The sequence below is a fragment of the Ensifer sp. Root558 genome, from assembly GCF_001427045.1.
Classification (GTDB): Bacteria; Pseudomonadota; Alphaproteobacteria; order Rhizobiales; family Rhizobiaceae; genus Ensifer; species Ensifer adhaerens.
Genome location: NZ_LMGC01000001.1, coordinates 940,369 through 965,600 on the forward strand (window position 1 = coordinate 940,369; position 25,232 = coordinate 965,600).

Here is a 25,232-nt window from a genome sequence, read left to right on the forward strand (position 1 = left end):
AAGGCCCGGGCTCTTTTGCGGCTTATGCGAGGTTAGCGGCGAGCGTCGAGGCTGAGGCGACCCGCGCCGAACGCGACGACCTGCAGCAGACCACCGGCCATGGCGATATTCTTGAAGAAGTGGATGAACTGGTTCAGGTCGCTGAGGTTGTTGTGGAACGTCACCGCGGTGACAATGCTGAACAGAGCCAGGACCAGGGCAACGATGCGGGTCTGGAAGCCGAGGATCAGCGCCCCGCCGCCGACGATCTCCGTCACGACTGCCGCGCCATAGGACAGCGAGGGGAAGGGCAGGCCGACCATATTGATATAGCCGATCGTTCCGGCCGGGTCCGAGATCTTGCTGATGCCGGAAAGTAGGAAGATGGCGGCAAGAAGAACACGGCCGGCGAGCGGGGCCACGCCATTAATGAGGAGCGACTTGGAAAGAGTTTCAGCGCGCTCAGCGATTGCATCGGAATAAGACATCGACGTTTCTCCTGTGTTGGGGCGCAGCCGCCGTGGCTGCGTCGTGAGGAGAAACTGCCATCTTGAGATCGGACGAAAAAGCCGGATATTCTCGCGCATTATCGTCGATAATCTCGAACGATGCCGCAGAAAAACCCGCGCTGGGAAGGCGCGCGTCCGATCGGAGGGTCCTGAAGTTCAGTTTCGTTGTCGTGCTGAGATAATGAAGATCAATATTTTGAGTTTCGTCACGGGTAAGCTCCTCGGTTTAGGAAGCGGTCAGCAAGTGTGCTGCCCATGGCGAGAGATTCTCCTTGTGCGCGCGCCCGCGATAGAATGGAGTCCGGGTAGATTGCCTGATTCTACGCGTACCCGGACCAGAAGCGGAGCCGCGGTGAGGCGGCTCCGTGCAGGGCAAAGTGGAAGGCAGTTGCCTGATCCTCAGCACAAGGTCAGGCTATAATTCGGAGGAGCCGCCCGAAGCAACCTGGTAGCGTGATGCCGGCTTCCCGCTTTGCGTCGCTGCAAAAAGCTTGTTTCGTGCTACATCGAAAGAAGCCCAAAGCTCAAGGTCCTCTACCGACGGCATTGTCACGAGTTCACCTTTGTCGAGGCCCAAAAGGGCCGCGTCAACGAGGTCTGTGGTCGTCATGACCACGTCTGGATCAAATGCTGAAAGAGGGATGCCCGCATGGTCGTAGAACTCCGTTGCGGTCCCGGCAGGCAGCACCACCTGCACCTTCACCGCGGTTCCGGCCAATTCTTCCTGAAGGCCCCGGCTGAAGCTTAGGACAAATGCTTTCGTCGCGCTGTAGAGCGATGTTATCGGCAGGGAATGTAACGCCATCACCGAAGCGATATTGATGATCGCGCCGCTGTCGCGGGCGATAAAGTTGGGAAGGGCTGCACGTGTCAACCGCGTCAAAGCGGTCACGTTCAGCGCGATCATGGAGATCGAATCTTCATGCGAAATGTCCGTTGTTGTTCCGAGCTTTCCATTTCCCGCGTTGTTCACGAGCAGTGTGATGCGACTGTCTGAACGCAGGGTATTCTCGACCTTTGTGATACCGGATTCCGTTGTGAGATCGGCCTCGAGAACCTCCACGTTTGAACCATGTCGACAGGAAAGGTCAGTTGCGAGTTTGTCGAGCCGATCCAGTCGTCGGGCGACCAGAATGAGATCATATCCCCGGTGTGCAAGGCGGTCGGCATACCCAGCGCCGATGCCGGAGGACGCACCGGTGACGAGAGCCACTGGCTTTTCATGGTTGGTCATATATCGCTCCATGTTTTATAATGATCGTTAAACAACACAGCTTGACGATCGCTGTCAAACATTATTTAATGACCGTTATGAAACCTAAGAAATCACCCGGTGGCGGTCGCCCTAGAGAATTTGATCGTGACGCGGCATTGGAGACCGCGATGCGGCTGTTTTGGCGACACGGCTATGAAGGTGTCTCGTTCCAACAACTCACCGCTGCCATGGGAGTTGCGGCACCCAGCCTTTACGCTGCGTTCGGAAACAAGAGCGCGCTTTATCTCGAAGCCGTCGACAGATATCGAAGCCTGCGAGGCGCCACGGATCTCTCCTTCATGGATGTATACGAGACTGCTGACGATGCAGTGCTTGCTCTCCTTATCGCAACGGCACACGGCCTGAGCGATCCGTCCACCGAAGCGGGCTGCATGCTCAACATGGGCATGCTGACAAGTCATCCGGATCACGCCGAGATTGCAGCGCAGCTTTCCGAACGTCGAACGGCCTTCACAGCGTTGCTCGCAGGAAAGCTGCAGCGCTGGCTCGATGAGGAAGCCGCCGCTGACAGGGCAGTTTATCTTTCCGCGGTTATTCAAGGCATGGCAGTACAGGCCCGCGACGGGGCCGGTCGCGAACGGCTGGAAGGGCTTGCCAGATTGGCTGCCAAAGCCATCAGTTGATCCCCGCCAAGGAGCAGCATGCGGCGACGCCTGGCGGTTTATCAGGTGTCACCAATCCCGTCGGGATAGCTCACGCCGCTTCTTTGCTGGCGAGTTGCGCCTTGACGGCGGGGATCACTTCTTCGCCGTACAGTCGGATGCTTTGCATGAGATATGTGTGAGGAAGCGTTCCCGCGCTGTATTTAAGCTGGAACCGTTCAGCCCCCAAAGTATGGAGAACGGGAGCCAGCTTTGCCGCCACCGTCTCCGCTGATCCGACATAGAGCGAACCGTTCTCGATCTCTGCGACATATTCGTCCATGGTAATTGGGCCCCAACCGCGTTCTTTTCCTATTCTGTCGCGCATCGCTCGATAGTGCGGCCAGAACTCGTCCCTTGCTTGCTCGTCGCTGTCGGCGATGTACCCAGGCGAATGGATGCCAAAGGGCAGCGGTTCAAAGCCGAGCTTTCGTGTCGCCTCGTGGTAGAGATCGACATAGGGTTTGAAGCGATATGGGCTTCCACCGATGATGGCGAGCATCAGAGGCAGCCGGTACTGCGCAGCGCGTATCACGGAGTTGGGACTGCCGCCGACGCCAATCCATGTCTTCAGTCGACCGGTTTCCACGTGCGGGAACACGCTCTGCTCGCTCAATGGCGGCCGGGTGGTCCCGGACCAGCTTACCGGCCTCTGCTCCAGCAGGTCGGAAAACAGGTCCAGCTTTTCCTGAAAGAGAGTTTCGTAGTCGCTGAGTGAAAAACCGAACAGCGGAAAGGACTCGGTAAAGGAACCGCGGCCGAGGATCGCTTCGGCACGACCGTTCGAAACAGCATCGAGGGTGGAAAAGCGCTGGAAGACCCTGATGGGGTCATCCGAACTCAGCACCGTCACGGCGGAACCCAGCTTTATGCGGGAGGTCACGCCGGCGATCGCCGCAAGCACGATTTCGGGGGCGGACACGGCAAAATCTTCACGGTGGTGCTCGCCAATACCAAAGAAGTCGATGCCGAGCTGATCGGCAAGAATGGCCTCCTCGACAAGATTGCGGATGACTTGCGCGTGATGTTCCGGCTGGTCGGCGTTATCAAGGGTAACGTCCCCGAAGGTGTCCAGACCGAACTCGATGTTCGTGGTTTTCATTTTGTTTCCTTTCGACGCCTGTCCAGTCGCGCCGGATTGAAGGTCACGACCTCGCTTTGGAACATAAGAATTCCAATCTCCAGGTCGATCGGCCTAATCTCCGATCATGAGGCTGGAAATGATCGAAAAGCTCTACATGAGAGTTGCGCGGTTCGGTCTCGGCCTGGCTTTCGGAGCCTGAGTGCGGGGGAGAGCCGCCCGACGGGCGGGCGGCTCCATTCTTCAATCCTTCAGCAGGGTCAACGCGACGAGCGGCTGTCCGAAATGCTGCAGAGAGCCAGAAGTTTTGAAGCTGCCGAGATCGGAAGGCGCAAAACCAAGGCGAGCGATCAGGTCAGCGACCGTCGTGCGCGCTTCCTGAAAGTTTCCGGAAAGGAACAACACGCGTCTACCGCTTTCCTTGACCGGATCCGCAGCCAGAACAGCGGCCGGGAGCGTGTTGAACGCCTTCACGAGCTCAGCACCGGGGAACAGTTCGGCGACAATTTCCGAAGACAGGCGGCCGCCGAGATCGCGCGGCTTGAACGCAGGAAAATCGATAGCGTTCGTCGCATCTACAATGATGCGGCCTTCCCAGTCCGATTTTCTCTTAGCGACTTGCGGTACAGCATCATACGGCACTGCCAAAATAATGACGTCGGAATGAAGAGCTTGCTCCAGTTCCGCAGCCTTCACCGTGCTGCCAAACTTGTCGGTGATCGTCTGAAGCGAAGCCGCACCGCGTGTGTTGGCGATAACGGCATCGATGCCTGCGGCGTGGAAACGTTCTGCCAGTGCAGAGCCGATCGCGCCAGAACCAATGATTGCATATGTCGTCATAGTCGTTCTCCTTGATATGCTGCGATTGTCAGTTGAAGTTGTCGGGGAGGGGAATGAACTCGTCGTCTCCCGGCACGCCGGGGAATTGCCGTTCGCGCCATAGATTGGCGGCATGGCGGATGCGATCTTGATCGGTGGCTACGAAATTCCAGCGGATGAAACGCTTTTCCGGAAGCGGTTCTCCTCCAAACGCAAGGAACCGGGATGGTTGCCTCGCCTTCACTACGATTTCTGCGCCGGGCTTGAACACGATCAGACGGTCAGGCCCGTGGGTCCCGTCCTGACCGGTGATCTCGATTGCACCGTCGACAACGAAGATCGCTCGCTCGATATGCTCGCCATCGATCCTGTAGCGGGCGCCGGCCTGAAGCTGAATGTCGGCGGAAAACAGATCAGAGAAGGTGGTGGTGGGTGCGCGCCGGCCGTGCAGGGTGCCGGCGAGAAGCTTCATGTTGATGCCCTCGCCGCTGACCGTCGGCAATTCGTTGACGCTTAGGTGCTGGAAACGTGGTGTCGTCTCTTCGGACTGTTTCGGAAGAGCAATCCAGCTCTGCAGGCCTGCGAGCTTCCCTCCGTCCTTGCGAATGTGCTCCGGCGTGCGTTCAGAGTGAACAATGCCGGAGCCGGCCACCATCAGATTGACTTCGCCCGGGCTGATCGATTGTACGTAGCTTTCACTGTCACGATGCAGCAGTTCGCCTTCGAGAAGATAGGTGAGGGTCGATAGTCCAATGTGCGGATGGGGGCGGGTATCGATCCCCTCGCCGGCCCCAAAACGAACCGGTCCGAAACTGTCGAGAAATATGAACGGACCAACCATCTGGCGCATGGCCGAAGGAAGCGCGCGGCGGACAGAGAAACCTCCAAGGTCTCGGCTCGAAGGCAAGATCACCTGTTCGATATCAGCGTTCGACAAATAGGACATCGTCAGCTCCGACGGTTGAATTTCGATGAGCTGAAAATAAGTCCACTAGACGTTTCGGAAAACTCAGATAATTTCGGCGGAAACGATCGAGGAATTCGAAATGTCAGATCCCGGCCAGCCGACGCTGGATCAGCTAAAAGTGTTCATCACCGTGGTTGAAACCGGGAGTTTCGCGGCCGCATCCCGCAAGCTTAACCGAGCCACCTCGGTCATCAGCTACACGATCGCCAATCTTGAAGCGCAACTGGGCGTGATGCTGTTCGATCGGCTATCGACGAAGAAGCCGCAGCTAACCTTGGAGGGCAGGACAGTCCTTGCTGAGGCGAAGAGCGTTGCTCATGGCATCGATAACCTCCGCGCCAAAGTGAAGAGCATGCTTCGCGGCGTAGAGCCGGAGGTTCACCTCGCACTTGATGTCATGCTGCCCGCCGCGCGCGTCATGGATGCGCTGAAGGCGTTTCGGAAGGAGTTCCCGAGCGTATCGCTTCGCTTGTATGTTGAGGCGCTCGGAGCGGTCACCCAGATGGTGCTGAACCGAAACGCCGGGATCGGCATTAGCGGCCCGCTCGATGTCGAAATCGCCGGGCTTGAACGCATCGGCGTGGGGTTCGTCAAACTGATACCGGTGGCCTCGCGTGACCATCCGCTGGCGGGCGGTTCACATCCGCCCGGAGCCGCACGAAGACACATTCAGTTGGTCCTGACCGACAGGTCTCCGCTCACTCAGGGACATGAGTTTGCTGTTGTCGGAAATCACACGTGGCGTCTGGCCGACCTGGGCGCAAAGCATATGCTTCTCAAAGAGGGCATTGGTTGGGGCAACATGCCCGAGCCGATGGTACGTGATGACATCGTGGCGGGTCGTTTGGTGCAGCTTGACCTTCCCGATTGCAAAGGCGGCCCCTATCGCCTTCAGGCAGTGTATCGCACTGATGCGCCCCCTGGCCCTGCGGCCAGTTTCCTGGTTGACCATTTCCGAAGTCAGGATGTGGATGAGCCCATCGCCGCTGCTTAGCAGACGCGTTGACCCCCTCTTCCGGCTTCGACCGCTTGGCGTGGGCACGAGCGTACTGTCATTCTCGATATGGGGAACGACGTCCTCAATGAGCAGAAGAGATGCCTGGTTCGCAATTGAACGGGCTGGGCAGTCGACAAGTTCAAATGTTTCGGCCTGACGCCGAAGCCCGGCCGTGCCGCTGATCGAGGAGTGCCTTGCCAGCATGGAATGCGCAGTCGATGCCCGTGAAGCCCATAACCTCTTCATTCTGGATACTGAGCGGTTATGGATCGAGACTGAGCGCAAGGCGTAGCTTGCATCACCGCGGCAACCGTGCCTTTGCAGCCGAAGGCAGGTGCTCGGTCTAGAGGGCGCATGGTAAAATGGCGTCACGTTCCGAGGCGACGCCATCGCTGTCTTTAGCAGTCGCCGGGCAGGAAAGCGGCCCGGCAATCATCGAGTTCAAGCGCATTCTCGTGGATAACGGCGACCTTTGAGGGGGCATTGGCACTGCCGGTCCACCGATCGAAGTTGGTCGCTAGCAACAGCAGCAGGACGACAGCCATCGCCACAGCTTCCACCAGCGACGGGCTGAGGCGCCGGCGGTGGGCCTCCTCGATCGTCTCGAGATTCCGGAAGGCGGGATGAAGTTTGTCACAATCGGACATGACGGTTTCCTCCGAGCATCAAGGGATAAGCACCATCGGACCGCTGCTGCGGCGTTCGAGAATGTCGGCATGGGCGCGCTGCGCTTCGGAGAGCGGATATTTCCGCGCGCTGATCTTACCGAACACACCGGTGCGCCAGGCATCGAACACCTCGTCGGCAGCGGATTGCAGGTTGGCCTTCGTCACATGCTGCCCGGTGCTGCCGCGCACGAGGCGAATGCCGCGACGGCTGAGTTCCGCCTCGTCGATGGCGGCGCCACCGGATGCGGCGCCGATCACGGCGATCGTCCCGCCGTCACGGATGGAGCCGAGCGTCGATGCGAAAGTCGTTGCTCCCACCAATTCATAAACGACATCGACGCCATTGGGAGCGAGGCTGCGGATGTGGTCGTTAAGCGCGAGTGTTTCATATGCAAACGCATGGTCGACCGCCTGCTCCAGATCGGCGAGCTTGCGGCTCGAACCGGTTCCGATGACCGCTATGCCGCGCGCCCTCAGCCAGCGGGCAAGCAGATTGCCGACGCCGCCCGTCGCGCCCTGAACGAGCACGCGGTCGTCTTTGTCGGGCTTCGCCATGGCATTGATCGCCATCCACGCGGTGAGGCCCTTCGTAAGGATTGTCGCTGCCTTCTCTGCGGAGATGTCGTCGGGCACCTTCACGAGGACGTCTTCGCTGACAATGCGCTGGGTGGCATAGCTGCCGGGGGCGAAGAAGTAGGCGACCCGGTCGCCAGCGGCGAAGCGGGTGACGCCCGGTCCGACCGCCTCCACAGTGCCGGCACCCTCCACGCCGGCGACGGCAGGCAGGGCGACCTTGAACGTTCCATCCCGGAACATGGTATCGACGAAGTTCACGCCGATGGCTTCCTGTTTGATCAGAACCTCGCCGACGCCCGGGGCGCGGGCATTTTCCTGCTCGATGCGCAGGACGGACGGGCCGCCCCACTGGCTGTATTTGACGACGTAGGACATGGTCTTCTCCATTAGGCAGGCATGACCTGCCGCCAAGCGGATTCAAATGATGAGGGTTTGCCGTCGCCTGAGACGGCCGGCCTCGGGGTTCTAGCCCTCGAATGCCGAGCTGGCCCAAGCCTGGCACCGGACGGCAATGTCCTGATGAACCAGCACGTTCGGCGTTTTATCGCCGATTCCCTTATGGGTCAGAGGACGGCCAGCAGGCCGCCATCTACGAGGAGGGCGATGCCCGAGACGTAGCTGGAGAGGTCCGAGCCGAGATAGGCCACAGCGTCGCCCACTTCGGAGGGCTGGCCGAGGCGGCGCAGCGGGGTGCGCTTGCGAAAGCCTTCTGAAGCCTCGGCAATGCCGGGGCTAGTGCGCAAAAGCTCGGTGTCGATCGTGCCAGGTGCGACCGCGTTGACGCGGATACCGTCCGGGCCGAGCGCGTCGGCAAGCGATTTTGCCATCAGCACGACGCCGCCCTTGCTGGTGGAATAGGCCACGGTGATTCCGGCGCCGGATATGCCGCCCATGCTGGCCATCAGCACAATGCTGCCGCCCTTGCCGTTCGCCTTCATTTGCCTGGCAGCGGCCTGCGCGCCGAACAGCGGGCCGTCGAGATTGATCGACAGCAGGCGGTGGTAGTCGTCTTCCGGCACGTCGGCGCCATCGGTGCGGAGCGTAATGCCCGCATTGGCGACCATGACGTCGACGCCGCCGAACTCGGCCGAGGCTTCGACGAGCGCATCGTTGTCGGCGCGTTTGCTGACGTCGGTCTTGACGAAGCGGGCGGCCGAGCCGATCGCCTCGATCTCCTCGACCGTAGGCCGGCCGCCTTCGCGCGGGGCCTCGGTGATGTCGGCGACGATCACGGCCTTCGCCCCGTGTTCGGCGGCGCGGATGGCGATGGCGCGGCCGATGCCGCTTGACGCGCCGGTCACGATGACCACCTTGTTCTTCAGAATGTCACTCATGGCACTGTTCCTTCAGAAAAATGGGATGGCTCAGCCCTTCGGCTGAAGCTGGAGGCCGAGCTGGCCGACGAGCGAATAGAGATTGGCGACGCCCCAGTGTTCGGTGATCTTGCCGTCGACGACGCGCATGGCATCCACCGTCTCGAACTGGATCGTCTTGCCGGTTGGTTCAATGCCGAGGAAGGTTCCCTTGTGGGTGCCGTAGTAGGTCTTGAAGGTTGTCACGAGATTGCCGTCGGCCGTTTGCCAGTGGATGACCGCATGGAAATCCGGAAAAGCCTTGCGCAGGCCGGCATAGAGGCCGCGCACGCCTTCCTTGTCCGGCACCATGTTTGGCTGCGGCGTGTGATCGAGAAAATCCTCCGAAAAGACTTCGTCGAAGATGGCGAAATTGCCCTTTCCTTGCACCTCTTCGGTGTTCCGGCGGACCACTGCGATCGCCGCTTCGCTTTCTGCACTTCTGGTCATGGTCTTATCCTTCGATGTCAGGGGTCAAAGTTCGAAGCCGCCGATGGTCATGCCGCCATCGACGACGATCATCTGGCCGAAGACGTAGCTTGCGGCCGGGGAGCTCAGCCACACGGCCACTTCGGCGAGCTCGCGCGGCTGTCCGCCCCGCTTGGCGGGGATGGCTTTCCGTGCAAGATCGGCGAAAGCCGGGTTCTGGGCGCTGTTGGACACGACCATCGGCGTTTCGGTCCAGCCGGGCGCGAGTGCATTGACGCGGATATTGCGGCTGGCGTTTTCCATCGCCACGACGCGGGTGAGGCCGTGGATGCCGTGTTTGGAGGCGGCATAGGCGCTCATGCCGCCAGGTCCGGTCAGCGCGGCAACGGAGGCGGTGTTGGTGATCGCGCCGGCGCCGGTCTTGGCGATCAGCGGAAGCTCATATTTCATGCCGAGGAAGACACTGCGCAGATTGACGGTCAGCACCCGGTCGAAATCCTCGATCGGGTAGTCCTCGATGCGGTAGGTGCCGCCGGTGATGCCGGCATTGTTGAATGCTGCATCCAGCCGTCCCGCATCCTTTTCGATGCGCGCAAGGAAGGCCCTCACCTGCTCTTCGCTCGAAACGTCGACACCGAAGATCTCGATTTTCCCGGCTGCGGAGATGTCCCTGGTTTCCTCAAGGCCGTCCAAGTTGAGGTCGGCCGCGAAAACATGCGCGCCGCACTCGGCAAACAGCCGTGCCGCCTCCCGGCCGATCCCCGAGCCTGCACCGGTGACCAGTACCACTTTGCCGTCGAAATCCGCAGACATGGCTTCGCTCCTCGCCCGCCCGTGCGGGACGATGTTTCCGGTTGATTGTTGGTGTGGAGTGGGGCCGGAGGCGCGAACCTCCCGCCGATCGGCTTAGCCGAAGACCTTGATGGCCGCGGCAGCCACCAGTTCGCCCTGGTGACGGGCGCCGGCGAGGTCAATTTCGGTCGGCCGGCGCGATCCGTCGCCGCCGGCCACCGTGGTTGCACCATACGGGGCACCGCCGACGATCTCCTCGGCACTCATCTGGCCCTGGTGGCTATAGGGAAGGCCGACGATCATCATGCCGAAGTGCAGGAGATTGGTAATGATCGAGAACAGGGTGGTCTCCTGCCCGCCGTGCTGGGTGGCGCTGGAGGAGAAGGCGCCGCCGATTTTGCCGTTCAGGGCACCGCGCGCCCAGAGGCCGCCGGCTTGATCAAGGAAGGCTGCCATCTGTGAAGAGATGCGACCGAAACGGGTGCCGGTACCGACGACGATGGCGTCGTAATCCGCAAGTTCCGCGACGGTGGCGATCGGTGCTGTCTGGTCGAGCTTGAAATGGTTGTTGCGGGCAATCTCCTCCGGAACAGTCTCGGGGACCCGCTTGACATCGACTTGAGCGCCAGTCTTGCGGGCGCCTTCCGCGATGGCATAGGCCATCGCCTCGATATGTCCGTAGGTCGAATAATAAAGGACCAGTACCTTCGCCATTTTTGTTCTCCTTTGATTTGAGGCAGTCGCCCTTGCGGCTTGGGAACAAACTCGCATCGAACCGCTTGGGGGAATAGTCGAATAAAATGATTGGTTACGGTCGAAAAAATCGAACGATATAGCGATGGCTGCATTTGTTCGGACGTTCTATTAAATCGACCATAACCCTCGAATCTTTGCCGCTGTTGCCGATTTTTTAGAGGTGTAGCCTTCTCGACGACGCAAGAAGCGGTGCGATCGAGGGAGCCGGTCATGGATTTGCGCAGACTTCGCTACTTTGTTGCCGTGGCTGAGGAACTTCATTTCGGTAGGGCCGCCGAGCGGGCGCATGTCGTTCAATCGGCCATCAGCCAACAGCTAAAGCTTTTGGAGGACGAACTCGGTTTCACCCTCATCCGGCGTTCGCGCCAGGATGTTAGCCTGACTTTGCTGGGCGAGGTTTTTCTACCCGAGGCGCGCGAAATCCTGCAACGAACGGAGGAGGCGGTGCGGCGGCTGAAGGCATCAGCGAGCGGCATTGTCGGACGCCTGTCCATCGGCTTCGTGGATAATGTGCTGTGGACGCTGCTGTCGCCGATCATCCGCGATTTTCGTGAACGCTGGCCGCATGTCGATCTGAAGCTTATCCCCATGGACCGCGGCGTTCAGGTCGAGGCTATCGCTGCGGGCACGATCGATATCGGCATGATCCCGGCGCCCTCTCATCTTGCCGCGGCCGTCAGGACCGAGGTGTTGATATCGGCGCCGCTCATGGTCGCCCTTCCTTCTGCGAACGTGCTGGCACTCAAGTCTAAAGTCGAGCTGGCGGAGCTTGCAGCGGAGCCCTTCGTGACTTTTCCGCTGGAGATGAACAGCCGAATCCTTGATCTGCTCAAGACGGCCTGTGCAGGGGCGGGTTTTGCCCCGCGCATCACGCAGGAAGGTGGGCAGTTGCACACGCTTCTTTCCCTCGTCAGCGCTGGGCTTGGCGTGACCTTGGTACCGAAATGGGTGGCGCAGCTTCCTCAGCCCGGCGTCGTCTTTCGCGACCTGGCCGACTTTTCCACGCCTTATGAACTGCTGCTCGCCTGGAAGGGCGACGAACCGAACCCGTCGGCCGTGACCTTTCGCGAGGTGGCACATGATGTCGTGCAGATGACACTCAGCAGCGCGCCGCGCGCCGGCAGGCTCTGATCTCGAATCCTGATCACGAGGTCATCAATCCTCGTTGGACGGAGATCCTAAATTGAAGAACACTTGAAGCAATACAAATCGAGATGGGAGGATCCCGATGATTGACGGCCTGAACGTAATAGATGCAGTTATCCATGCTTATAATATGGATGAGAAGAATTTTGCCAATCGCTTCGCGAAACCCTTGTGCGATCTTGTCTATGACTCGGTCATCGCTTCGGCATTGCCAGGTTATGCCCCAACGCGCGAGCAATTCTATCGGGACTGGAGCATCGAGGAGACGGTAGACCAGGTTTTTGTCGAAAGCGACACCGACCTTGCCGTATATCACGCCTTGCCGATCTACTCCTTTCATGATGGTCTCTGCAGTTTCGAAAAGGCCGTCGAGGCGAAGAAGCGCTGGCCCAACCGAATGATCACCTATTGCGGCGTCGATCCGCTGATGGGCGCCGCCGCGCTCGACGAACTCGAACGTCAGGTCGAGATCCTGAAGCCCATCGGCCTGAAGCTCTACCCGAATAGTTGGGTGGGTCAGGAAATCCAGGGCTGGAAGATGGATGACCCGGAAGTGGCCTTCCCGCTTTTCCAGCGGGCGCAGGAATTGGGTATCAGGGTGGTGGCGATCCACAAGGCTCTTCCGCTCGGCCCCGTCGCGATCGATCACTACCGCGTCAGCGACATCGATCGCGCCTGCATGGCCTTCCCGGACCTCAATTTCGAAATTATCCATGGCGGAATGGCGTTCGCGGAAGAAACCGCCTGGCAACTCGCGCGCTTCCCCAACGTCTATGTCAACCTTGAAATCACCTGCGCGCTCGCCGCGACCCGGCCAGCCGCCTTCCAGCAGATCATGGCTTCGCTCGTTGGCCCCGGTGGGCAGCATGCCATCGACCGCATTCTCTGGGGAACCGGCGCGATGGCGTTTCATCCGCAGCCGTTGCTGGAGGCGTTCGTGCACAAGTTCGCCTTCCCCGACGAACTCGTCTCCGGCGCCGGCCTACCGCAAATCGACCGGTCGGCGAAGAAGAAGATCCTCTTCGACAACTATGCCCGGATGACCGGCCTCGACCTGGAATCGCGCATTCCTGCGACGAAGGATGACGAATTCGCCAAGCGCCGCCGCGCTGGCGTTGGGGCGCCCTTCTCGACCATGAAGGAGGTGGCCTATGCTTGACGAGGCAGCAATCTACGAAGCCCTCGAAAGAGTGGTGGACCCGTGCTCCATTGCGACCGGCGCACCGATCACGCTTCGGCAAATGGGCATGATCGAGGCGATCGACATTGATGATGGCGCGGTGCGTGTGACGCTTCGGCTGACGAGCCCCGTCTGCTGGCAGGCCGCCAATATCATCGCCATGGTGGAAGAGGCGGTGGGAGCGCTGCCGGAGGTCGAGAGCGTGGTCTGCGCGCTGAATGGCCGGGCGCAATGGATGCCCGACATGATGCACCCGGATGCGACGGCTCGTCTGCGGCGCCTGCGTCCGCTGCCGGAGGCGCGGCCGTGAACGCCGTCGGAAAGGTTCCGCCGGTCGAGAAGGCCTATCGCAGCCGCTTCGTCGATATCGACGGCATCCGCACGCACTACCTGGAGGCCGGCGAAGGCCCGGTCGTCGTGCTGCTGCACAGCGGCGAATTTGGCGGCTGTGCCGAGCTAAGCTGGGAATATCTGATCCCGAGGCTCGCGGAACGCTACCGGGTGATCGCGCCGGATTGGCTTGGCTTCGGACAGACGGCGAAGATCCACGACTTCGAGGGCAAGCGGGCGCGAATGATTGCCCATATGGCTCGTTTCCTCGCTGTGCTGGCGATCGGCCGGGCTTCGTTCGTCGGCAATTCCATGGGGGCGACATTTCTGTTGCAGATCTCAGCGGAACAGCATCCCGGCTTTGCTATCGAGAGACTTGTCGCGATCAGCGGTGGCGGCTGGATGCCTGAGAACGCGGCGCGCAAACGCCTCACGGACTATGACGGCAGTATGGACGGCATGGTCGGTATCCTTCAGTCGCTGTTCGAAGACAGCGTCTGGCACGACGACGTTGATTATGTGCGCCGACGCCATGCCCTGAGCATCACACCGGGCGCCTGGGAGGCGGTGGCGGCTGCCCGTTTCCGCTCGCCCCACGCGCCGGAACGCAAGGAATTCGGTCAGGCCGACGCCACCAATTACGAGGCCATCAGCGTCCCGGCGCTGCTTATCGCCGGGGCTGAAGACAAGTTGCGTCTGCCCGGCTACGCGGCAGAAGTGGCAAAACGCATTGCCGGCAGCAGGGTCGCGGTCATTCCGAGCTGCGGCCATTGCGCCAACATCGAGCGGCCGGACGTGGTGGGCGATCTGCTCCTCGATTTCCTGGCGGAAAAAGCCAGGCATCCCGTCCCGGCCTGACCGCGGCGGGCCAATACCGAACGATTCAACACTTCGATTCCGACGCGGAAGCGGCGGCGGCGAATACCTGCGCCCAAAATGGGGCAGGGACCTCATCACCAACTATTCAGGGAGCAGGACATGCCCAATCGTCTCAAGGGAAAAGTCGCAATCGTCACGGGTGCCGCCAGTGGCATCGGTCAGGGAACAGCACTGCTATTCGCCAGGGAAGGCGCGACCGTCATCGGCGTCGATGTCAATCAGGAAGCGCTTGCCGGCACCGTGGCCACCGCAAAGGCCGACGGTTTCGAGATTGACGCCGTTTCGTATGACCTCACCAGCGAAGCCGGTGCGGCAGCGCTTATGGACTATGTCGCGCAAAAATACGGCGGCATTGACACGCTGGTGACGGCGGCGGGCTTCGTCGAGTTCGCATCCGTGCCCGACATGACGCTGGCGCAGTGGCACAAGACGCTGAAGGGCGAACTCGACATCGTGTTCCTGCCCGTACGCGCCGCCTGGCCGCACATGATCAAGCGCGGCGGCGGCAGTATCGTCAATTTCGCATCGATTTCCGCCTGGGGCGCGACTCGCAACATGGGCGCCATCGCCCATTCGACCGGCAAGGGTGGCGTGCTTTCAATGACCCGCCAGATGGCCTATGAGGGCGCCCCGCACAAGATCCGCGCCAATTCGGTCTCGCCCGGCATCATCCACACGCCCGCTGCCCAGTTCGCCTTCGACAACCTTCCGGGCTTCGAGGACTCCATGAAGGCCAACACCATGATCGACCGCCACGGCAAGCCCGAGGATGTCGCCTGGGCCATCGTCTACCTCGTTTCCGACGAGGCGAGTTGGGTCACCGGCACGGATATCAAGGTGGATGGCGGCCTCACCGCCTGGTGAGACCCCGACGGAGAGCGTCATGACGAACAGCCATGTCTTCCAGCCCCCGGCCATTACGGTCGTCCCGGTCGTCGGCGGGGGCACCTTTCCGGTCCGGCGTATCTACTGCGTCGGCCGGAACTACGAGGCCCATGCAAAGGAAATGGGCTTTGCGGTCGATCGAGAAGAGCCGTTCTTCTTCCTGAAACCCGCTGACACGGTAGAGCTGGACGGCGCGCACATCCCCTATCCGCGCATGACTGGCAACTACCACTATGAGGTCGAGCTCGTCGTCGCCATCGGTAAGGCGGGTGCGGAGATTTCGGTCGAAGAGGCTGCATTGCACATTTTCGGCTATGCCGTCGGCCTCGACATGACCCGCCGCGACGTGCAGATCGCCGCCCGCGAAAAGGGCCGGCCCTGGGACATGGGCAAAGCCTTCGACCGCTCCGCCCCAATCGGCGAGATCGTTCCGGTTGCGAGGTGGGATGCCGTCGCGGAGGCGACGGTGACGCTCGACGTCAACGGCGCGCGCCGCCAGGAAAGCCGCCTTTCCAAGCTGATCTGGTCGGTGGATGAGATCATCCACTGGCTGTCGCGCTATATGGACCTCGCCCCTGGCGACCTCATCTATACCGGAACGCCCGAGGGTGTCGGCGCCGTGGTGAGCGGCGACCGGCTCGAAGCCCGCATCGACGGTCTGCCGCCGCTCCGGGTGTCGATCACATGAGCGCGCCCGTTACTCTCCACGGCTACTACCGCTCCTCGGCATCGTTTCGGGTGCGTATCGCCCTCAATCTCAAGGGGCTGGCCTACAGAGCTGTGCCGCATCATTTGCGGCGCGGCGAACAGAACCTGCCGGACTATCGCCGGATCAATCCGCAGGGGCTGGTGCCGGCAATGGAAATCGACGGCCGGGTTCTCACGCAATCGCTGGCGATACTGGAATATCTGGACGAAACACGGCCAGAACCGCCGCTGTTGCCGAAAGACCCCGCGGGCCGGGCACGGGTGCGCGCGCTCGCGCAAATCATCGCCTGCGACGTGCATCCGATCGACAATCTGCGGGTGCTTAATTATCTCCGGGGGCCGCTCGGCCAACCGGACGATGCTGTCGCCCGCTGGTACAATCATTGGATCTCCGAGGGATTTCAAGCGCTGGAGGCCGCACTTTCGGCCAACGGCGAGACCGGCCGGTTCTGTCACGGCGACACAGTTTCGCTCGCCGACGTTTGCCTCGTGCCTCAGATCATCAACGCCAAAACCTATGCCTTGGACCTCTCTCTCTTTCCCACCGTGAAACGAATCGCGGACACGGCGCTGTCGCTGCCCGCTTTCGAACAGGCTCTGCCAGCAAATCAGGAGGATGCAGAATGATACCCGTCGTGACGAATGCAAACGATACGGTTGACCGATCCGGCCGGCCGAATGGCTATGAATGGAAAGCCGTGACGCTTTTGTCGCTCGGCCTCGGCCTCGTCGGCGTCGACCGCTTCATCATCGTGCCGATGATGCCGGTTCTCGCCCGCGATCTCGGCCTCGACTATCAGGACCTCGGTATCATCACCGGGGCGCTCGCGATCGCCTGGGGCCTCTCCTCGCTGTTCACGGGCAATCTTTCCGACCGCTTCGGCTTCAAGAAGATCATCGTGCCGGCGCTCTTCATCTTCTCGCTGATCGCCGGCTTCAGCGGCCTGGCGACGGGCCTCGCCTCGCTCGTGCTCGCTCGCGTCCTCATGGGGCTGGCAGAAGGCGCCTTTACACCTGCCAGTATCATCGCGACGATGGATGCTTCGCCGCCGAAGCGCCACGGCCTGAACGTTGGCATCCAGCAGACCATGCCGGCGCTGCTCGGCCTTGGCCTTGCGCCGCTTGCGGTGACACAACTGCTCAAGGTCGTGGACTGGCCCTGGATTTTCCTGATGGTGGCCGTTCCCGGTCTAATCGTCGCCTATCTGCTGCACCGGGTGCTGGAGCAGCCGAACCCGTCGGAAATTGCGTCCCACAGCACTACGCATGATCCTGGCACGCATCGCTGGTATGAGGTCTTCTCGTACCGCAACGTCCCGCTAGCCATCCTCTGCCAGCTCTTCTGGCTGACCTGCATCATCGTGGTGGCCGCGCTGTTCCCGAGCTATCTCGTCGATCACCTGCATCTCAGCATGGATCAGATGGGCTTCATTCTCTCGTCCATGGGGTTTGGCGGGGCGATCGGAGCGTTGCTTTTGCCGGCGCTGTCCGACCGGGTCGGCCGCAAGCCAGTCATGCTGCTTTCCGCAGTGCTTGCCTTCGGAGCTTTCTGGATTTTTGGCGGCGCGGGCGACAATGTCACGGTGCTTTTCCTGTGCATGATGGTGGCGATGGGCAGCCTCTATGCCCTGCTCACCCTGACAGTCGGGCCCATTACGGCCGAATCTGTGCCCGCCAGCCTGATGGCCACGGGCTCCGGCATGGTCATCGGCATCGGTGAAGTCTTTGGCGGCGGCTTTGCGCCAGCTATCGCAGGCACCATTGCGAAACACTATGGCATCGAACATGCGGCGGCGGTTCCGCTCTATGCTCTCGGCTTCGGCATCGTGGTCATCCTACTGCTGAAGGAAACCGCCCCCGTTCGTCTTCGTGGCAAGATCGTCGCCGAGGCCGCTGCAGTAGGAGGCGCCCATGTCGGTTAATTCTCACCCCACCACTTCGACTGAGGCTCTGCGCCAGGACTTTTACGACCGGATCGGTCGAAGCAACATGACGCCGCTGTGGACGTCGCTCGCCGATCTTGTCACGCCTACTCCCCGTAGCCTTTGCCGGTCGGCGCATTGGAGCTTCTCGACGATCCGCGAGGCGATCCTCGAAGCCGGTGGCTTGATCACGGCCAAGGAGGCCGAACGGCGCGTCCTCGTTCTGGAAAATCCGGGCTTGCGCGGTCAATCCAAGATCACCACGGATCTCTATGCCGGCGTGCAACTGGTGCTGCCTGGCGAGGTCGCCCCGGCCCACCGCCATACGCAAAGTGCATTGCGCTTCGTGCTGGAGGGCAGCGGCGCTCACACGACGGTCAATGGCGAGAAGACCATTATGCACGAGGGTGATTTCATTATCACTCCGCCGATGGCATGGCACGACCACGGCAACCAGAGCTCAGAACCGATCTTCTGGCTCGATGGTCTCGATATTCCGATCGTGCAGTTCCTCGATGCGTCGTTCGCAGAGCAACTCGATCGGGATGAGCAGCCGCTTGATCGTCCGATCGGCGATAGCGACGCCCGTTACGGTGCCAATCTTCTTCCCGTCGATCACGGGGCCGGCAGTGGCACATCGCCTGTCTTCAACTATCCCTACGAGCGGACCCGCGACGCGCTGGAACGCATGCGCCGCCATAACGCCTGGGACCCGTGCCACGGGTTGAAGATGCGCTACACCAATCCGATTACCGGCAACCACGCCATGGCAACTATAGGCACCTTCATCCAGCTCCTGCCGAAGGGGTTTACGACTTCCCGCTACCGCTCGACCGACGCCACCGTTTTCGTCCCCATCGAGGGCCGCGGCCGTACTCATATCGGCGATACCATCATTGAATGGGGTAAGCGCGATATCTTCGTCGTGCCGTCATGGCATCACGTCCGGCATGAGGCCGACGAGGACAGCGTGCTCTTCTCCTTCTCCGATCGCCCGGTACAGCAGGCACTCTATCTGTTCCGGGAAGAGCGCGGAAATGCGTGAGGAAGTGTCCGGCGTCGCCGTGCATCATATCGGCATCACGGTCACATCCCTCGAAAAGTCGTTACCTTTCTGGATTGGTGTCCTCGGCTTCGACCTGGTCGGGCGCGATGAGCTTCTGGACAGTGATTTCGTTCATGCCGTTACCGGCGTTCGTGGCGGTTCGATCACGCTTGCCATGTTGGCAAAGGGACCGCATATCGTCGAACTCTTGGAATACAAGACGGCGCTCGGACGCAAAACGCTGGCCTTCCAGGCCTGCGACAGCGGCGCCACACACATCGCCTTAGTGGTAAAGGGTATCGACGCCTTACTTTCTATGGCGGTGACCCACGGCTGGGTCGCCTTCGGCCCACCGCAGGTCGTGGCGAAAGGTCCCTGGGCATGTCGCCGCGTCGTCTATCTGAAAGGGCCAGACAACGTGTTGATCGAACTCGTGGAACCGGGCCCGGACGACAGCTGAGAGCGAGCGCCAAGGCGTTCGCCCCCCCGCTCGCGTGTTGATGGAAGGCTTAGAACGTGAGGTTCGAGACTGTCGGGCTCGTTGGCCCGCGCGCGGAGAATAAGATGTTGATTGATCCGAACTTTGCTCGTTCTTGCAAGAAGGGATCGGTCTCGGCCGGAACGGCGGCAATGGGGAGCAATGTGGTTGAGTACTCCGGCTAGGCCTCCCCTATCGGTTCCTCAGACGCTCCTCGAGGAGGTCGAGCACGGCGCGGCCGGAATCCATGACCGGGCGGGCAACATCACCAAGCACCACAGCGGCACGCGTTTCAATTCGTCCGCTTTGGCGCCGCCTGTCCGCTGTGGAACGCGCACCGGGCCCTCGAAAATCCCGGCCGAATTTTCCGCCAGCTCGCCGAAACGCCGGACATGTTTCGCACGGCGGTCGCGGCTTTCGCATCCGCAACAACACTATGTGCTGGCACTCAGCTGTGAGGTTTCCTGCGCAGACAGTTTCCACGGTTTGAAATTCGACCGCTATTTCCTGGCGCATCTGCGAGCGCACCCAATGCGCCAGCCGCGCCGTGCCACCCTTGAAAGGGCGGCTGGTAATGGAGCACAACAAGGGCCGAGCTATCCCTGCTCAATCCGCCCAGCGGGCGAAAAACTGTCGTCCTTCGTGCTTCCCGAACATTTGCTTCGAGCTACCACGACGGGAAAAAACAATTCGTGCTTGGATTTCAGCGGTCAGCCAGTCGTTTGTGCCCCTAAAGCGAACCGCGCTCATAAAAGCGCAAGAGCCCGATGATGGTAGCAAGCGTGCGAGAGCAGCATTTGTTCGAGGCGCCTAGTCTGGCTGTGTCCGATGAAAGGACATTCCAACCAGGAGAGCGAAAATGACTGTGAATCAAGTAAATGAAGTCGAAGGCAAGGTGGCTATCGTAACGGGTGCCGCGAGCGGAATCGGCAAGGCAACTGTCGAACTGCTGCGTGCGCGCGGCGCGAAAGTCATCGCCGAAGATGTCGATCCCGACGTGAGATCGCTAAAAGCGGACGGAATCGTGCCTTTGGTGGCCGATATTTCCAGGGATGGCAGCGCCGAGGAGGCTGTCGCGCTTGCTCTGGAGCATTTCGGAAAGCTCGACTTGCTGGTCAATAATGCGGCCCGCATCGTCTACAAGCCCGTCGTGGAGATGACTCGCCATGATTGGGATTATGTGATGGAGACGAACGTTACCGGTGCTTTCCTTCACTCCCGCGAAGCGGCGAAGGTGATGATCAAGCAGAAGAGCGGAGCGATCGTGAATATCGCGTCCTATGCCTCCTACTTCGCCTTTCCGACAATCGCCGCCTACACGTCGTCCAAAGGCGCGTTGGCACAGTTGACCCGGACGTTGGCGCTGGAGCTTGCCGAGCATGGCATCCGCGTCAATGCGATCGGCTCGGGTGATGTCGTCACCAACTTGCTGAACAGCTTCATGGAAGACGGTCCCGGCTTTCTCACGGAGCATGGCAAGGGTGCGCCGATCGGCCGTGCCGCCCAGCCGTCGGAGATCGCGGAAATTGTGGCGTTCCTCGCGTCCGACCGCGCAAGCTTCATCGTTGGCTCCGTCGTGATGGCCGATGGCGGCTATAGCGTCCAGATCAAGTAAGGAAGGGGCCATTGCCCGAAAATTGTTAGTGGTCCGTCAATTTCGGGGCCTTCGGCAGCTATTTGCCGATGGCCCCGGAAACCTTATGCCTCACGCCACAGACGTGGTGTCCGCTCTGGTTCGGTGTTCCCGTCGAAAGCGCTGAACATGCGCGATAAGCGCCCGCAGCTTGGGCGCCATGTTGCGCCGGCTGGGGAAATAGAGAAAGAGCCCCGGAAAGGGCGGCAGAAAATCCTTAAGCACTGAAATCAATTCGCCCCGTTCGAGATAGGGGCGAAACGTCTCCTCCAGCGCAAATGTGATACCGCCGCCAGAGAGCGCCGTCCGCATCATCAGGCGCAGGTCATTGGTCGTTATCTGGGGTTCGACGGAAACATCGAAGGCTTCTCCCTCCTGCACGAATTCCCACCGATATGGTGCAGTGTCCGGCGCTGGGCGCCACCCGATGCAACGATGATGAATCAAATCCCTTGGGTGGGTCGGCAATCCATTGGCTTCGAAATAGGCCGGGCTCGCCACGACGACTTCCCTTTGTTCGCCCGATAGCGGAATGGCCACCATATCCTGTTCAACGATGTCCCCCAGACGTACCCCCGCATCGAAACCGGCGGAGACGATGTCAAACGTGTCGTCCGTCACCGTCACATCCAAGACAATATTGGGGTAAGCCTCGGCAAACGACGCAATGAGCGGGCCAGAGAGAAATTCTTCGGCAATCGAGGTCGCCGCGATGCGAAGCACGCCGTGGGGGTTGACGTTGCCGCCGACGTCTTCAAGCGCGGACAGGACCTCGGCCAGGGGGCGAGAAAGCGTGTCGCGAAGGCGCTCGCCCGCTTCAGTGAGCCTGACGCTGCGCGTCGTGCGCGTGACGAGCGCGATCCCGCAGCCATCTTCCAACCGCCGGATGCCCTGACTGACGGCCGAGCGCGTAACACCGAGGCGAGCAGCGGCGGCCACGAAGTTCGCCTCCTCGGCCACCGCGAGGAAGAGGGGTAACAGGTTTAAGTCGATTGTCATTGTCGCGTCCTGCTAACCAATATGGTTATGTATAATGGGATACCGACGACAATCAACGCCGTCTATCCTTCTTTCATCCCACAACGCACAAGGCGAGTGGAGATCGAAACCCACCCAGGATGAAAGGAAGAACGATGACCTCTTTGAAGCTTTTGCTGACTGCAGCCGCCATTGCTGGCGCATTCACAGCTCCGGCCGCCGCCCGGGACGCCGCTTGCCCCCAGCAGGGCGACAAAGCTCCCTTGTCGCTCCACAAGAGCTGGATCATGACGGGATGGGAACGGCATGAGGGTGATCCCCGCTTCGTATTCGCCGAGAAAATGCGCGCATATTACGACCTGGAGAACACCACCGGCGTTTTCTACGATAATTTTGCGCCCGGTGAGAAACAGCTCTTCCGCAATGCGGCCCGCTACGGTGCAAACTGGGAAGACCTGCAGAATGCGGCACGGTCCGTTGCCCACGGCCTGACCGACGGGCACGATGAGATCATCGGAGACAGCGTTGCCTCGACCACTCTGGGCTTTGTCGGCCGGATCGAACGCCTCGACGGAAAAGTGATTGCTTTCGACGGTCGTTCGCAGTTGGGTTGGCAATGCGTGAAGGGGGCATGGAAGATCCGCCATGAGCTGAACTACGCCTGGACGGTCGAGCCCAAAACAATCGAAAAATTCCTGGGGAAGGCACAATGACCGGGAAAACCTCACCACACCCCTATGCCGGCATGTGGGTCACGGCCGATGGCAACATCCGGCACGCGCTTCTGCCGAACGGCCGCTACGACGAGGCGCGCGGGCGGCGCGAAAGCGCCTATCAGGGGCGCTATGAAGTGACCGGCGACCATATCGAATACTGGGATGATACCGGGTTCACGGCGGATGGCGATTTTGTCGATGGCGTGCTCTATCATGCGGGCATGGTGCTGTACCGCAAACCGTGAAGCATCCCCACGATCAGAAGGCGGCTTTCAGCGGGCCGCGTTCTTCGTGCCCGATCCGGTCGTGCGTAGGGCCTCTTCGGAGCAATCGGCTGGGCCAATGATCAACTTGGATCGGCGCCCATGACTAGTCCCTCGATGTCGTGCTTTTGCGTAATCGGCACGAGCTCGTCCACCACGCGGCAGACGAGGTGCTTCTTGCCGATTTCCGGCAGGGCATCATACCAATCCCGCGTGACCATCATGTCGTGCAACTCTGCATGCCCAGCGCCCGGCCTGTCCACACCCAGCACCATGACGGGTCGTGCAATAGGGGACTGATGCTCCGTGCCTCGGTGCACCGTCAGCGCCGACCGGCAGGAAATGTCGCCGCGCTGCGGATACTTGCGTGTCGCACGCTCTTGAAACCGGCTCCAGAGCGCCTTGTCCGGGAACATTTCGTGCTTCCATTCCCGGCCATCGTCATATTGCGTTCCCGGCGCCACTTCGAACGGCCCCATATCCTCGGTGACGTCAACGCCGGTGAGGTTGAAGGCAAGCGAGGTAATCTGGTGGTCTCGATAGGTATCTACAGGCGAGGGGAAGTCGCGGTGCCACGGCTGGTATTTCGCGCCCTGGAACGGCACGTCGAGGCCTATCTCCACGATCTGGTAGTCCGATCCTAGCACGTTGGTGCAGACATCCACCACCCATGGATGGGTGATGAGATCGACGAAGCCGCGGAAGGCCTGGGGATGGATTTCGACATACCAGCGGCGCGGTCCCCGGCTGACCGCGCCGCCGGGCCTTTGAATGGCCGACCAGAAGGCCGTCATCATGTCCTCGTGCATATCGTCGGCCCATGCAAGACTAAAAGCACCCTTCAGCCCGATGATGCCGTCTGCCGCCAGCTGCGCCATCTGCGCAGCAATATCGTAGTCGGGTGCTGGCTTCGTTTTCATCCGGTTCTCCTCCCAATTTTCAACAAGGCTACTGCGACTAATAAATATTAGTCAATGGCCGATTTTTATTAGTTGGTGTAGAGAGGGCAAGACGGGGGCGACATGAGCGGTGGAAAAACGAAGACGCGCGTAACCATGATGGATGTGGCCAAGGCGGCCGGCTGTTCGCAGGCGACGGTCTCGGTGGTTCTCAACAATGTCACGGACATCAAGATATCCCCTGAGCTTCGGGCGCGCGTGCTGGATGTCGCGCATAGGCTTGGCTACGGGCTTGCAAGCCCCATCCGTCGCGCGGGCCTTGAGGATCTTCGCGGCGGCTGTATTGGCTTCATCGTTGATCAGCTCGCGACGACCCCGGAAGCCGTCAACGCCATCGAGGGCGCGCGGCACGCTTCCTGGGAGAACGATGTTACAATTCTCGTGGCGCAGACGCAGGGACGGGCCACGCACGAGCGCAAAGCGGTGGCCAGCCTTCTGCAGGCCGGTGCGCAGGGGATCGTCTACATGTCCGTTTTCACCCGCCGCATATCGCTCGACCCGGTCTTCGAGGACCTACCCGTTCCGCTCGTGCTGCTCAACTGCTATACCAGTGATAACCGTTTTCCCGCAGTGGTTCCCGATGAGGTGACCGGCGGGCGCATGGCGACGGCGACCCTTATCAGGAAGGGGCATACACGCATCGCAACGATCGTCGGGGAGAGCTTCATGGAGGCGGCGCAGGATCGCCTCGCGGGCTATCGTGAGGCGCTGGCGGAGGCGGGGCTGCCCTATGATGACGGCCTGGTGGCTGAAGGAAACTGGACACCGACATCCGGTTTCGAGGCTACCCAAAAACTCCTGTCGCTTCGAGAGCCGCCTACGGCGATCTTCTGCCAGAACGACAAGATGGCGATGGGCTGCCTAATGGCAATTGGCGAAGCAGGTCTGCGCGTTCCGCGGGACATCTCTGTCGTCGGCTACGATGACGACGAACTGTCGCGCCATCTGCGACCGCAACTGACTACCCTGGAGCTTCCGCACCGGCCGATGGGCGCCTGGGCGATTGAGCACCTTGCAAAGAAGCCGCGCTCAACGCATCACAGCCTAAAAAAGCTTGGCTGCACGTTGGTCGTCCGGGGCTCGGTCAGTCGTAAATCGGCCTGACAAGATCAAGGCGATGGGTAATTATTTCAGCGGACGAAAATCTTGGAAATTGCGCTCCAAGAGCGCGCGTGTTGCTCACCCGCGTAAGACGGAAATGGCCAAGAGAAATGCATCGCCCCCGAAACCTTACCAGCTATCCCACTCCGAGCCATCGGCGCGCGTCG

29 protein-coding genes and 1 pseudogene are annotated in these 25,232 nt (G+C 60.7%); 17 read left to right on the forward strand and 13 right to left on the reverse strand.

What is annotated here, in order from left to right; all coding sequences use genetic code 11:
- Positions 1 to 32: 32 nt before the first annotated feature.
- Complete coding sequence (locus ASD63_RS04625) at positions 33 to 467, reverse strand: DoxX family protein (protein WP_034799839.1); 435 nt, start codon at positions 465 to 467, stop codon at positions 33 to 35.
- A 436-nt stretch (positions 468 to 903) separates the two neighbouring features.
- Positions 904 to 1,722 carry an SDR family oxidoreductase gene (locus ASD63_RS04630; RefSeq protein WP_034799841.1) on the reverse strand — a complete coding sequence of 273 codons (819 nt, stop codon included), beginning with the start codon at positions 1,720 to 1,722 and terminating at the stop codon, positions 904 to 906.
- Between the two features lie 20 nt (positions 1,723 to 1,742).
- On the opposite strand from ASD63_RS04630, the gene ASD63_RS04635 reads away from it, so the two are divergent.
- Positions 1,743 to 2,387, forward strand: a complete 645-nt coding sequence (locus ASD63_RS04635) for a TetR/AcrR family transcriptional regulator (protein ID WP_234798860.1) — start codon at positions 1,743 to 1,745, stop codon at positions 2,385 to 2,387.
- Positions 2,388 to 2,457: 70 nt separating this feature from the next.
- Here ASD63_RS04635 and ASD63_RS04640 read toward each other — a convergent pair whose 3' ends face one another.
- The 3 genes from ASD63_RS04640 to ASD63_RS04650 form a co-directional block, all read right to left on the reverse strand.
- Positions 2,458 to 3,507, reverse strand: coding sequence for an LLM class flavin-dependent oxidoreductase (locus ASD63_RS04640; protein WP_034799851.1), 1,050 nt, complete (start codon positions 3,505 to 3,507; stop codon positions 2,458 to 2,460).
- A 222-nt stretch (positions 3,508 to 3,729) separates the two neighbouring features.
- A complete protein-coding gene (locus ASD63_RS04645) occupies positions 3,730 to 4,440 on the reverse strand; it encodes an NADPH-dependent F420 reductase (protein ID WP_156553104.1) in 711 nt (236 codons plus the stop codon).
- A complete protein-coding gene (locus ASD63_RS04650; RefSeq protein ID WP_034799854.1) occupies positions 4,355 to 5,251 on the reverse strand; it encodes a pirin family protein in 897 nt (298 codons plus the stop codon). The genes ASD63_RS04645 and ASD63_RS04650 overlap by 86 nt, the downstream gene beginning before the upstream one ends.
- A gap of 100 nt (positions 5,252 to 5,351) precedes the next feature.
- Between ASD63_RS04650 and ASD63_RS04655 the strand changes: the two genes are divergently transcribed.
- Complete coding sequence (locus tag ASD63_RS04655; RefSeq protein ID WP_060528812.1) at positions 5,352 to 6,266, forward strand: LysR family transcriptional regulator; 915 nt, start codon at positions 5,352 to 5,354, stop codon at positions 6,264 to 6,266.
- Between the two features lie 401 nt (positions 6,267 to 6,667).
- On the opposite strand, the gene ASD63_RS04660 is transcribed toward ASD63_RS04655, so the two are convergent.
- The 6 genes from ASD63_RS04660 to wrbA form a co-directional block, all read right to left on the reverse strand.
- A complete protein-coding gene (locus ASD63_RS04660) occupies positions 6,668 to 6,916 on the reverse strand; it encodes a hypothetical protein (RefSeq protein WP_034799861.1) in 249 nt (82 codons plus the stop codon).
- A gap of 18 nt (positions 6,917 to 6,934) precedes the next feature.
- Positions 6,935 to 7,888, reverse strand: coding sequence for a zinc-binding dehydrogenase (locus ASD63_RS04665; RefSeq protein ID WP_051659514.1), 954 nt, complete (start codon positions 7,886 to 7,888; stop codon positions 6,935 to 6,937).
- Between the two features lie 188 nt (positions 7,889 to 8,076).
- Positions 8,077 to 8,847, reverse strand: a complete 771-nt coding sequence (locus tag ASD63_RS04670) for an SDR family oxidoreductase (RefSeq protein ID WP_034799866.1) — start codon at positions 8,845 to 8,847, stop codon at positions 8,077 to 8,079.
- 30 nt (positions 8,848 to 8,877) lie between these two features.
- Entirely contained in the window at positions 8,878 to 9,315 is a 438-nt protein-coding gene (locus ASD63_RS04675; RefSeq protein WP_034799869.1) for an ester cyclase, read from the reverse strand.
- 24 nt (positions 9,316 to 9,339) lie between these two features.
- Positions 9,340 to 10,107, reverse strand: coding sequence for an SDR family NAD(P)-dependent oxidoreductase (locus tag ASD63_RS04680; protein WP_060528813.1), 768 nt, complete (start codon positions 10,105 to 10,107; stop codon positions 9,340 to 9,342).
- Between the two features lie 93 nt (positions 10,108 to 10,200).
- On the reverse strand, positions 10,201 to 10,800 hold the full coding sequence (wrbA, locus tag ASD63_RS04685) for an NAD(P)H:quinone oxidoreductase (RefSeq protein ID WP_060528814.1): 600 nt from the start codon (positions 10,798 to 10,800) through the stop codon (positions 10,201 to 10,203).
- 258 nt (positions 10,801 to 11,058) lie between these two features.
- Here wrbA and ASD63_RS04690 point away from each other — a divergent pair, with 258 nt between their 5' ends.
- From ASD63_RS04690 to ASD63_RS04740, 12 genes and pseudogenes are all read left to right on the forward strand, one after another.
- Positions 11,059 to 11,973, forward strand: coding sequence for a LysR family transcriptional regulator (locus ASD63_RS04690; RefSeq protein ID WP_162253337.1), 915 nt, complete (start codon positions 11,059 to 11,061; stop codon positions 11,971 to 11,973).
- A 145-nt stretch (positions 11,974 to 12,118) separates the two neighbouring features.
- Entirely contained in the window at positions 12,119 to 13,147 is a 1,029-nt protein-coding gene (locus ASD63_RS04695; protein WP_200953431.1) for an amidohydrolase family protein, read from the forward strand.
- A complete protein-coding gene (locus tag ASD63_RS04700; protein ID WP_060528817.1) occupies positions 13,140 to 13,478 on the forward strand; it encodes an iron-sulfur cluster assembly protein in 339 nt (112 codons plus the stop codon). Before ASD63_RS04695 ends, ASD63_RS04700 begins: the two co-directional genes overlap by 8 nt.
- Positions 13,475 to 14,356, forward strand: a complete 882-nt coding sequence (locus tag ASD63_RS04705) for an alpha/beta hydrolase (protein ID WP_060528818.1) — start codon at positions 13,475 to 13,477, stop codon at positions 14,354 to 14,356. The genes ASD63_RS04700 and ASD63_RS04705 overlap by 4 nt, the downstream gene beginning before the upstream one ends.
- Positions 14,357 to 14,476: 120 nt before the next feature.
- Positions 14,477 to 15,241, forward strand: a complete 765-nt coding sequence (locus tag ASD63_RS04710; protein WP_060528819.1) for an SDR family NAD(P)-dependent oxidoreductase — start codon at positions 14,477 to 14,479, stop codon at positions 15,239 to 15,241.
- 19 nt (positions 15,242 to 15,260) lie between these two features.
- Entirely contained in the window at positions 15,261 to 15,950 is a 690-nt protein-coding gene (locus ASD63_RS04715; protein ID WP_060528820.1) for a fumarylacetoacetate hydrolase family protein, read from the forward strand.
- A complete protein-coding gene (gene maiA / locus ASD63_RS04720; RefSeq protein WP_060528821.1) occupies positions 15,947 to 16,597 on the forward strand; it encodes a maleylacetoacetate isomerase in 651 nt (216 codons plus the stop codon). Before ASD63_RS04715 ends, maiA begins: the two co-directional genes overlap by 4 nt.
- An 8-nt stretch (positions 16,598 to 16,605) precedes the next feature.
- The gene (locus ASD63_RS04725; protein WP_200953432.1) at positions 16,606 to 17,892 is read left to right on the forward strand and encodes an MFS transporter; all 1,287 of its coding nucleotides are present in this window, start codon (positions 16,606 to 16,608) and stop codon (positions 17,890 to 17,892) included.
- Positions 17,882 to 18,937, forward strand: coding sequence for a gentisate 1,2-dioxygenase (gtdA, locus tag ASD63_RS04730; RefSeq protein ID WP_060528823.1), 1,056 nt, complete (start codon positions 17,882 to 17,884; stop codon positions 18,935 to 18,937). Before ASD63_RS04725 ends, gtdA begins: the two co-directional genes overlap by 11 nt.
- Positions 18,930 to 19,397: a VOC family protein gene (locus ASD63_RS04735; protein ID WP_060528824.1), complete on the forward strand. Its 468-nt coding sequence runs from the start codon at positions 18,930 to 18,932 to the stop codon at positions 19,395 to 19,397. Before gtdA ends, ASD63_RS04735 begins: the two co-directional genes overlap by 8 nt.
- 267 nt (positions 19,398 to 19,664) lie before the next feature.
- Positions 19,665 to 20,034, forward strand: a pseudogene (locus ASD63_RS35970) (short-chain fatty acyl-CoA regulator family protein); the annotation flags it as partial.
- Between the two features lie 240 nt (positions 20,035 to 20,274).
- On the forward strand, positions 20,275 to 21,030 hold the full coding sequence (locus ASD63_RS04740; RefSeq protein WP_034799873.1) for an SDR family oxidoreductase: 756 nt from the start codon (positions 20,275 to 20,277) through the stop codon (positions 21,028 to 21,030).
- Between the two features lie 90 nt (positions 21,031 to 21,120).
- Here ASD63_RS04740 and ASD63_RS04745 read toward each other — a convergent pair whose 3' ends face one another.
- Entirely contained in the window at positions 21,121 to 22,047 is a 927-nt protein-coding gene (locus ASD63_RS04745) for a LysR family transcriptional regulator (RefSeq protein WP_060528825.1), read from the reverse strand.
- 134 nt (positions 22,048 to 22,181) lie between these two features.
- Here ASD63_RS04745 and ASD63_RS04750 point away from each other — a divergent pair, with 134 nt between their 5' ends.
- A complete protein-coding gene (locus ASD63_RS04750) occupies positions 22,182 to 22,739 on the forward strand; it encodes a hypothetical protein (protein WP_060528826.1) in 558 nt (185 codons plus the stop codon).
- Positions 22,736 to 22,987, forward strand: coding sequence for an Atu4866 domain-containing protein (locus ASD63_RS04755; RefSeq protein WP_060528827.1), 252 nt, complete (start codon positions 22,736 to 22,738; stop codon positions 22,985 to 22,987). Before ASD63_RS04750 ends, ASD63_RS04755 begins: the two co-directional genes overlap by 4 nt.
- 101 nt (positions 22,988 to 23,088) lie before the next feature.
- Here the strand turns inward: ASD63_RS04755 and ASD63_RS04760 are convergent, their stop codons facing one another.
- On the reverse strand, positions 23,089 to 23,925 hold the full coding sequence (locus ASD63_RS04760) for a phytanoyl-CoA dioxygenase family protein (RefSeq protein ID WP_034799881.1): 837 nt from the start codon (positions 23,923 to 23,925) through the stop codon (positions 23,089 to 23,091).
- Between the two features lie 102 nt (positions 23,926 to 24,027).
- Here ASD63_RS04760 and ASD63_RS04765 point away from each other — a divergent pair, with 102 nt between their 5' ends.
- Positions 24,028 to 25,068: a LacI family DNA-binding transcriptional regulator gene (locus ASD63_RS04765; RefSeq protein ID WP_060528828.1), complete on the forward strand. Its 1,041-nt coding sequence runs from the start codon at positions 24,028 to 24,030 to the stop codon at positions 25,066 to 25,068.
- Positions 25,069 to 25,232: the final 164 nt, after the last annotated feature.

Excerpts from the sequence above, each read along its gene's own strand:
- ASD63_RS04625 (WP_034799839.1), bottom strand. The coding sequence starts at position 467 with ATGTCTTATTCCGATGCAATCGCTGAGCGCGCTGAAACTCTTTCCAAG.
- ASD63_RS04630 (WP_034799841.1), bottom strand. The coding sequence starts at position 1,722 with ATGACCAACCATGAAAAGCCAGTGGCTCTCGTCACCGGTGCGTCCTCC.
- ASD63_RS04635 (WP_234798860.1), top strand. The coding sequence starts at position 1,743 with ATGATCGTTAAACAACACAGCTTGACGATCGCTGTCAAACATTATTTA.
- ASD63_RS04640 (WP_034799851.1), bottom strand. The coding sequence starts at position 3,507 with ATGAAAACCACGAACATCGAGTTCGGTCTGGACACCTTCGGGGACGTT.
- ASD63_RS04645 (WP_156553104.1), bottom strand. The coding sequence starts at position 4,440 with ATGCCGCCAATCTATGGCGCGAACGGCAATTCCCCGGCGTGCCGGGAG.
- ASD63_RS04650 (WP_034799854.1), bottom strand. The coding sequence starts at position 5,251 with ATGTCCTATTTGTCGAACGCTGATATCGAACAGGTGATCTTGCCTTCG.
- ASD63_RS04655 (WP_060528812.1), top strand. The coding sequence starts at position 5,352 with ATGTCAGATCCCGGCCAGCCGACGCTGGATCAGCTAAAAGTGTTCATC.
- ASD63_RS04660 (WP_034799861.1), bottom strand. The coding sequence starts at position 6,916 with ATGTCCGATTGTGACAAACTTCATCCCGCCTTCCGGAATCTCGAGACG.
- ASD63_RS04665 (WP_051659514.1), bottom strand. The coding sequence starts at position 7,888 with ATGTCCTACGTCGTCAAATACAGCCAGTGGGGCGGCCCGTCCGTCCTG.
- ASD63_RS04670 (WP_034799866.1), bottom strand. The coding sequence starts at position 8,847 with ATGAGTGACATTCTGAAGAACAAGGTGGTCATCGTGACCGGCGCGTCA.
- ASD63_RS04675 (WP_034799869.1), bottom strand. The coding sequence starts at position 9,315 with ATGACCAGAAGTGCAGAAAGCGAAGCGGCGATCGCAGTGGTCCGCCGG.
- ASD63_RS04680 (WP_060528813.1), bottom strand. The coding sequence starts at position 10,107 with ATGTCTGCGGATTTCGACGGCAAAGTGGTACTGGTCACCGGTGCAGGC.
- wrbA (WP_060528814.1), bottom strand. The coding sequence starts at position 10,800 with ATGGCGAAGGTACTGGTCCTTTATTATTCGACCTACGGACATATCGAG.
- ASD63_RS04695 (WP_200953431.1), top strand. The coding sequence starts at position 12,119 with ATGGATGAGAAGAATTTTGCCAATCGCTTCGCGAAACCCTTGTGCGAT.
- ASD63_RS04700 (WP_060528817.1), top strand. The coding sequence starts at position 13,140 with ATGCTTGACGAGGCAGCAATCTACGAAGCCCTCGAAAGAGTGGTGGAC.
- ASD63_RS04710 (WP_060528819.1), top strand. The coding sequence starts at position 14,477 with ATGCCCAATCGTCTCAAGGGAAAAGTCGCAATCGTCACGGGTGCCGCC.
- ASD63_RS04715 (WP_060528820.1), top strand. The coding sequence starts at position 15,261 with ATGACGAACAGCCATGTCTTCCAGCCCCCGGCCATTACGGTCGTCCCG.
- maiA (WP_060528821.1), top strand. The coding sequence starts at position 15,947 with ATGAGCGCGCCCGTTACTCTCCACGGCTACTACCGCTCCTCGGCATCG.
- gtdA (WP_060528823.1), top strand. The coding sequence starts at position 17,882 with ATGTCGGTTAATTCTCACCCCACCACTTCGACTGAGGCTCTGCGCCAG.
- ASD63_RS04735 (WP_060528824.1), top strand. The coding sequence starts at position 18,930 with ATGCGTGAGGAAGTGTCCGGCGTCGCCGTGCATCATATCGGCATCACG.
- ASD63_RS04740 (WP_034799873.1), top strand. The coding sequence starts at position 20,275 with ATGACTGTGAATCAAGTAAATGAAGTCGAAGGCAAGGTGGCTATCGTA.
- ASD63_RS04745 (WP_060528825.1), bottom strand. The coding sequence starts at position 22,047 with ATGACAATCGACTTAAACCTGTTACCCCTCTTCCTCGCGGTGGCCGAG.
- ASD63_RS04750 (WP_060528826.1), top strand. The coding sequence starts at position 22,182 with ATGACCTCTTTGAAGCTTTTGCTGACTGCAGCCGCCATTGCTGGCGCA.
- ASD63_RS04755 (WP_060528827.1), top strand. The coding sequence starts at position 22,736 with ATGACCGGGAAAACCTCACCACACCCCTATGCCGGCATGTGGGTCACG.
- ASD63_RS04760 (WP_034799881.1), bottom strand. The coding sequence starts at position 23,925 with ATGAAAACGAAGCCAGCACCCGACTACGATATTGCTGCGCAGATGGCG.
- ASD63_RS04765 (WP_060528828.1), top strand. The coding sequence starts at position 24,028 with ATGAGCGGTGGAAAAACGAAGACGCGCGTAACCATGATGGATGTGGCC.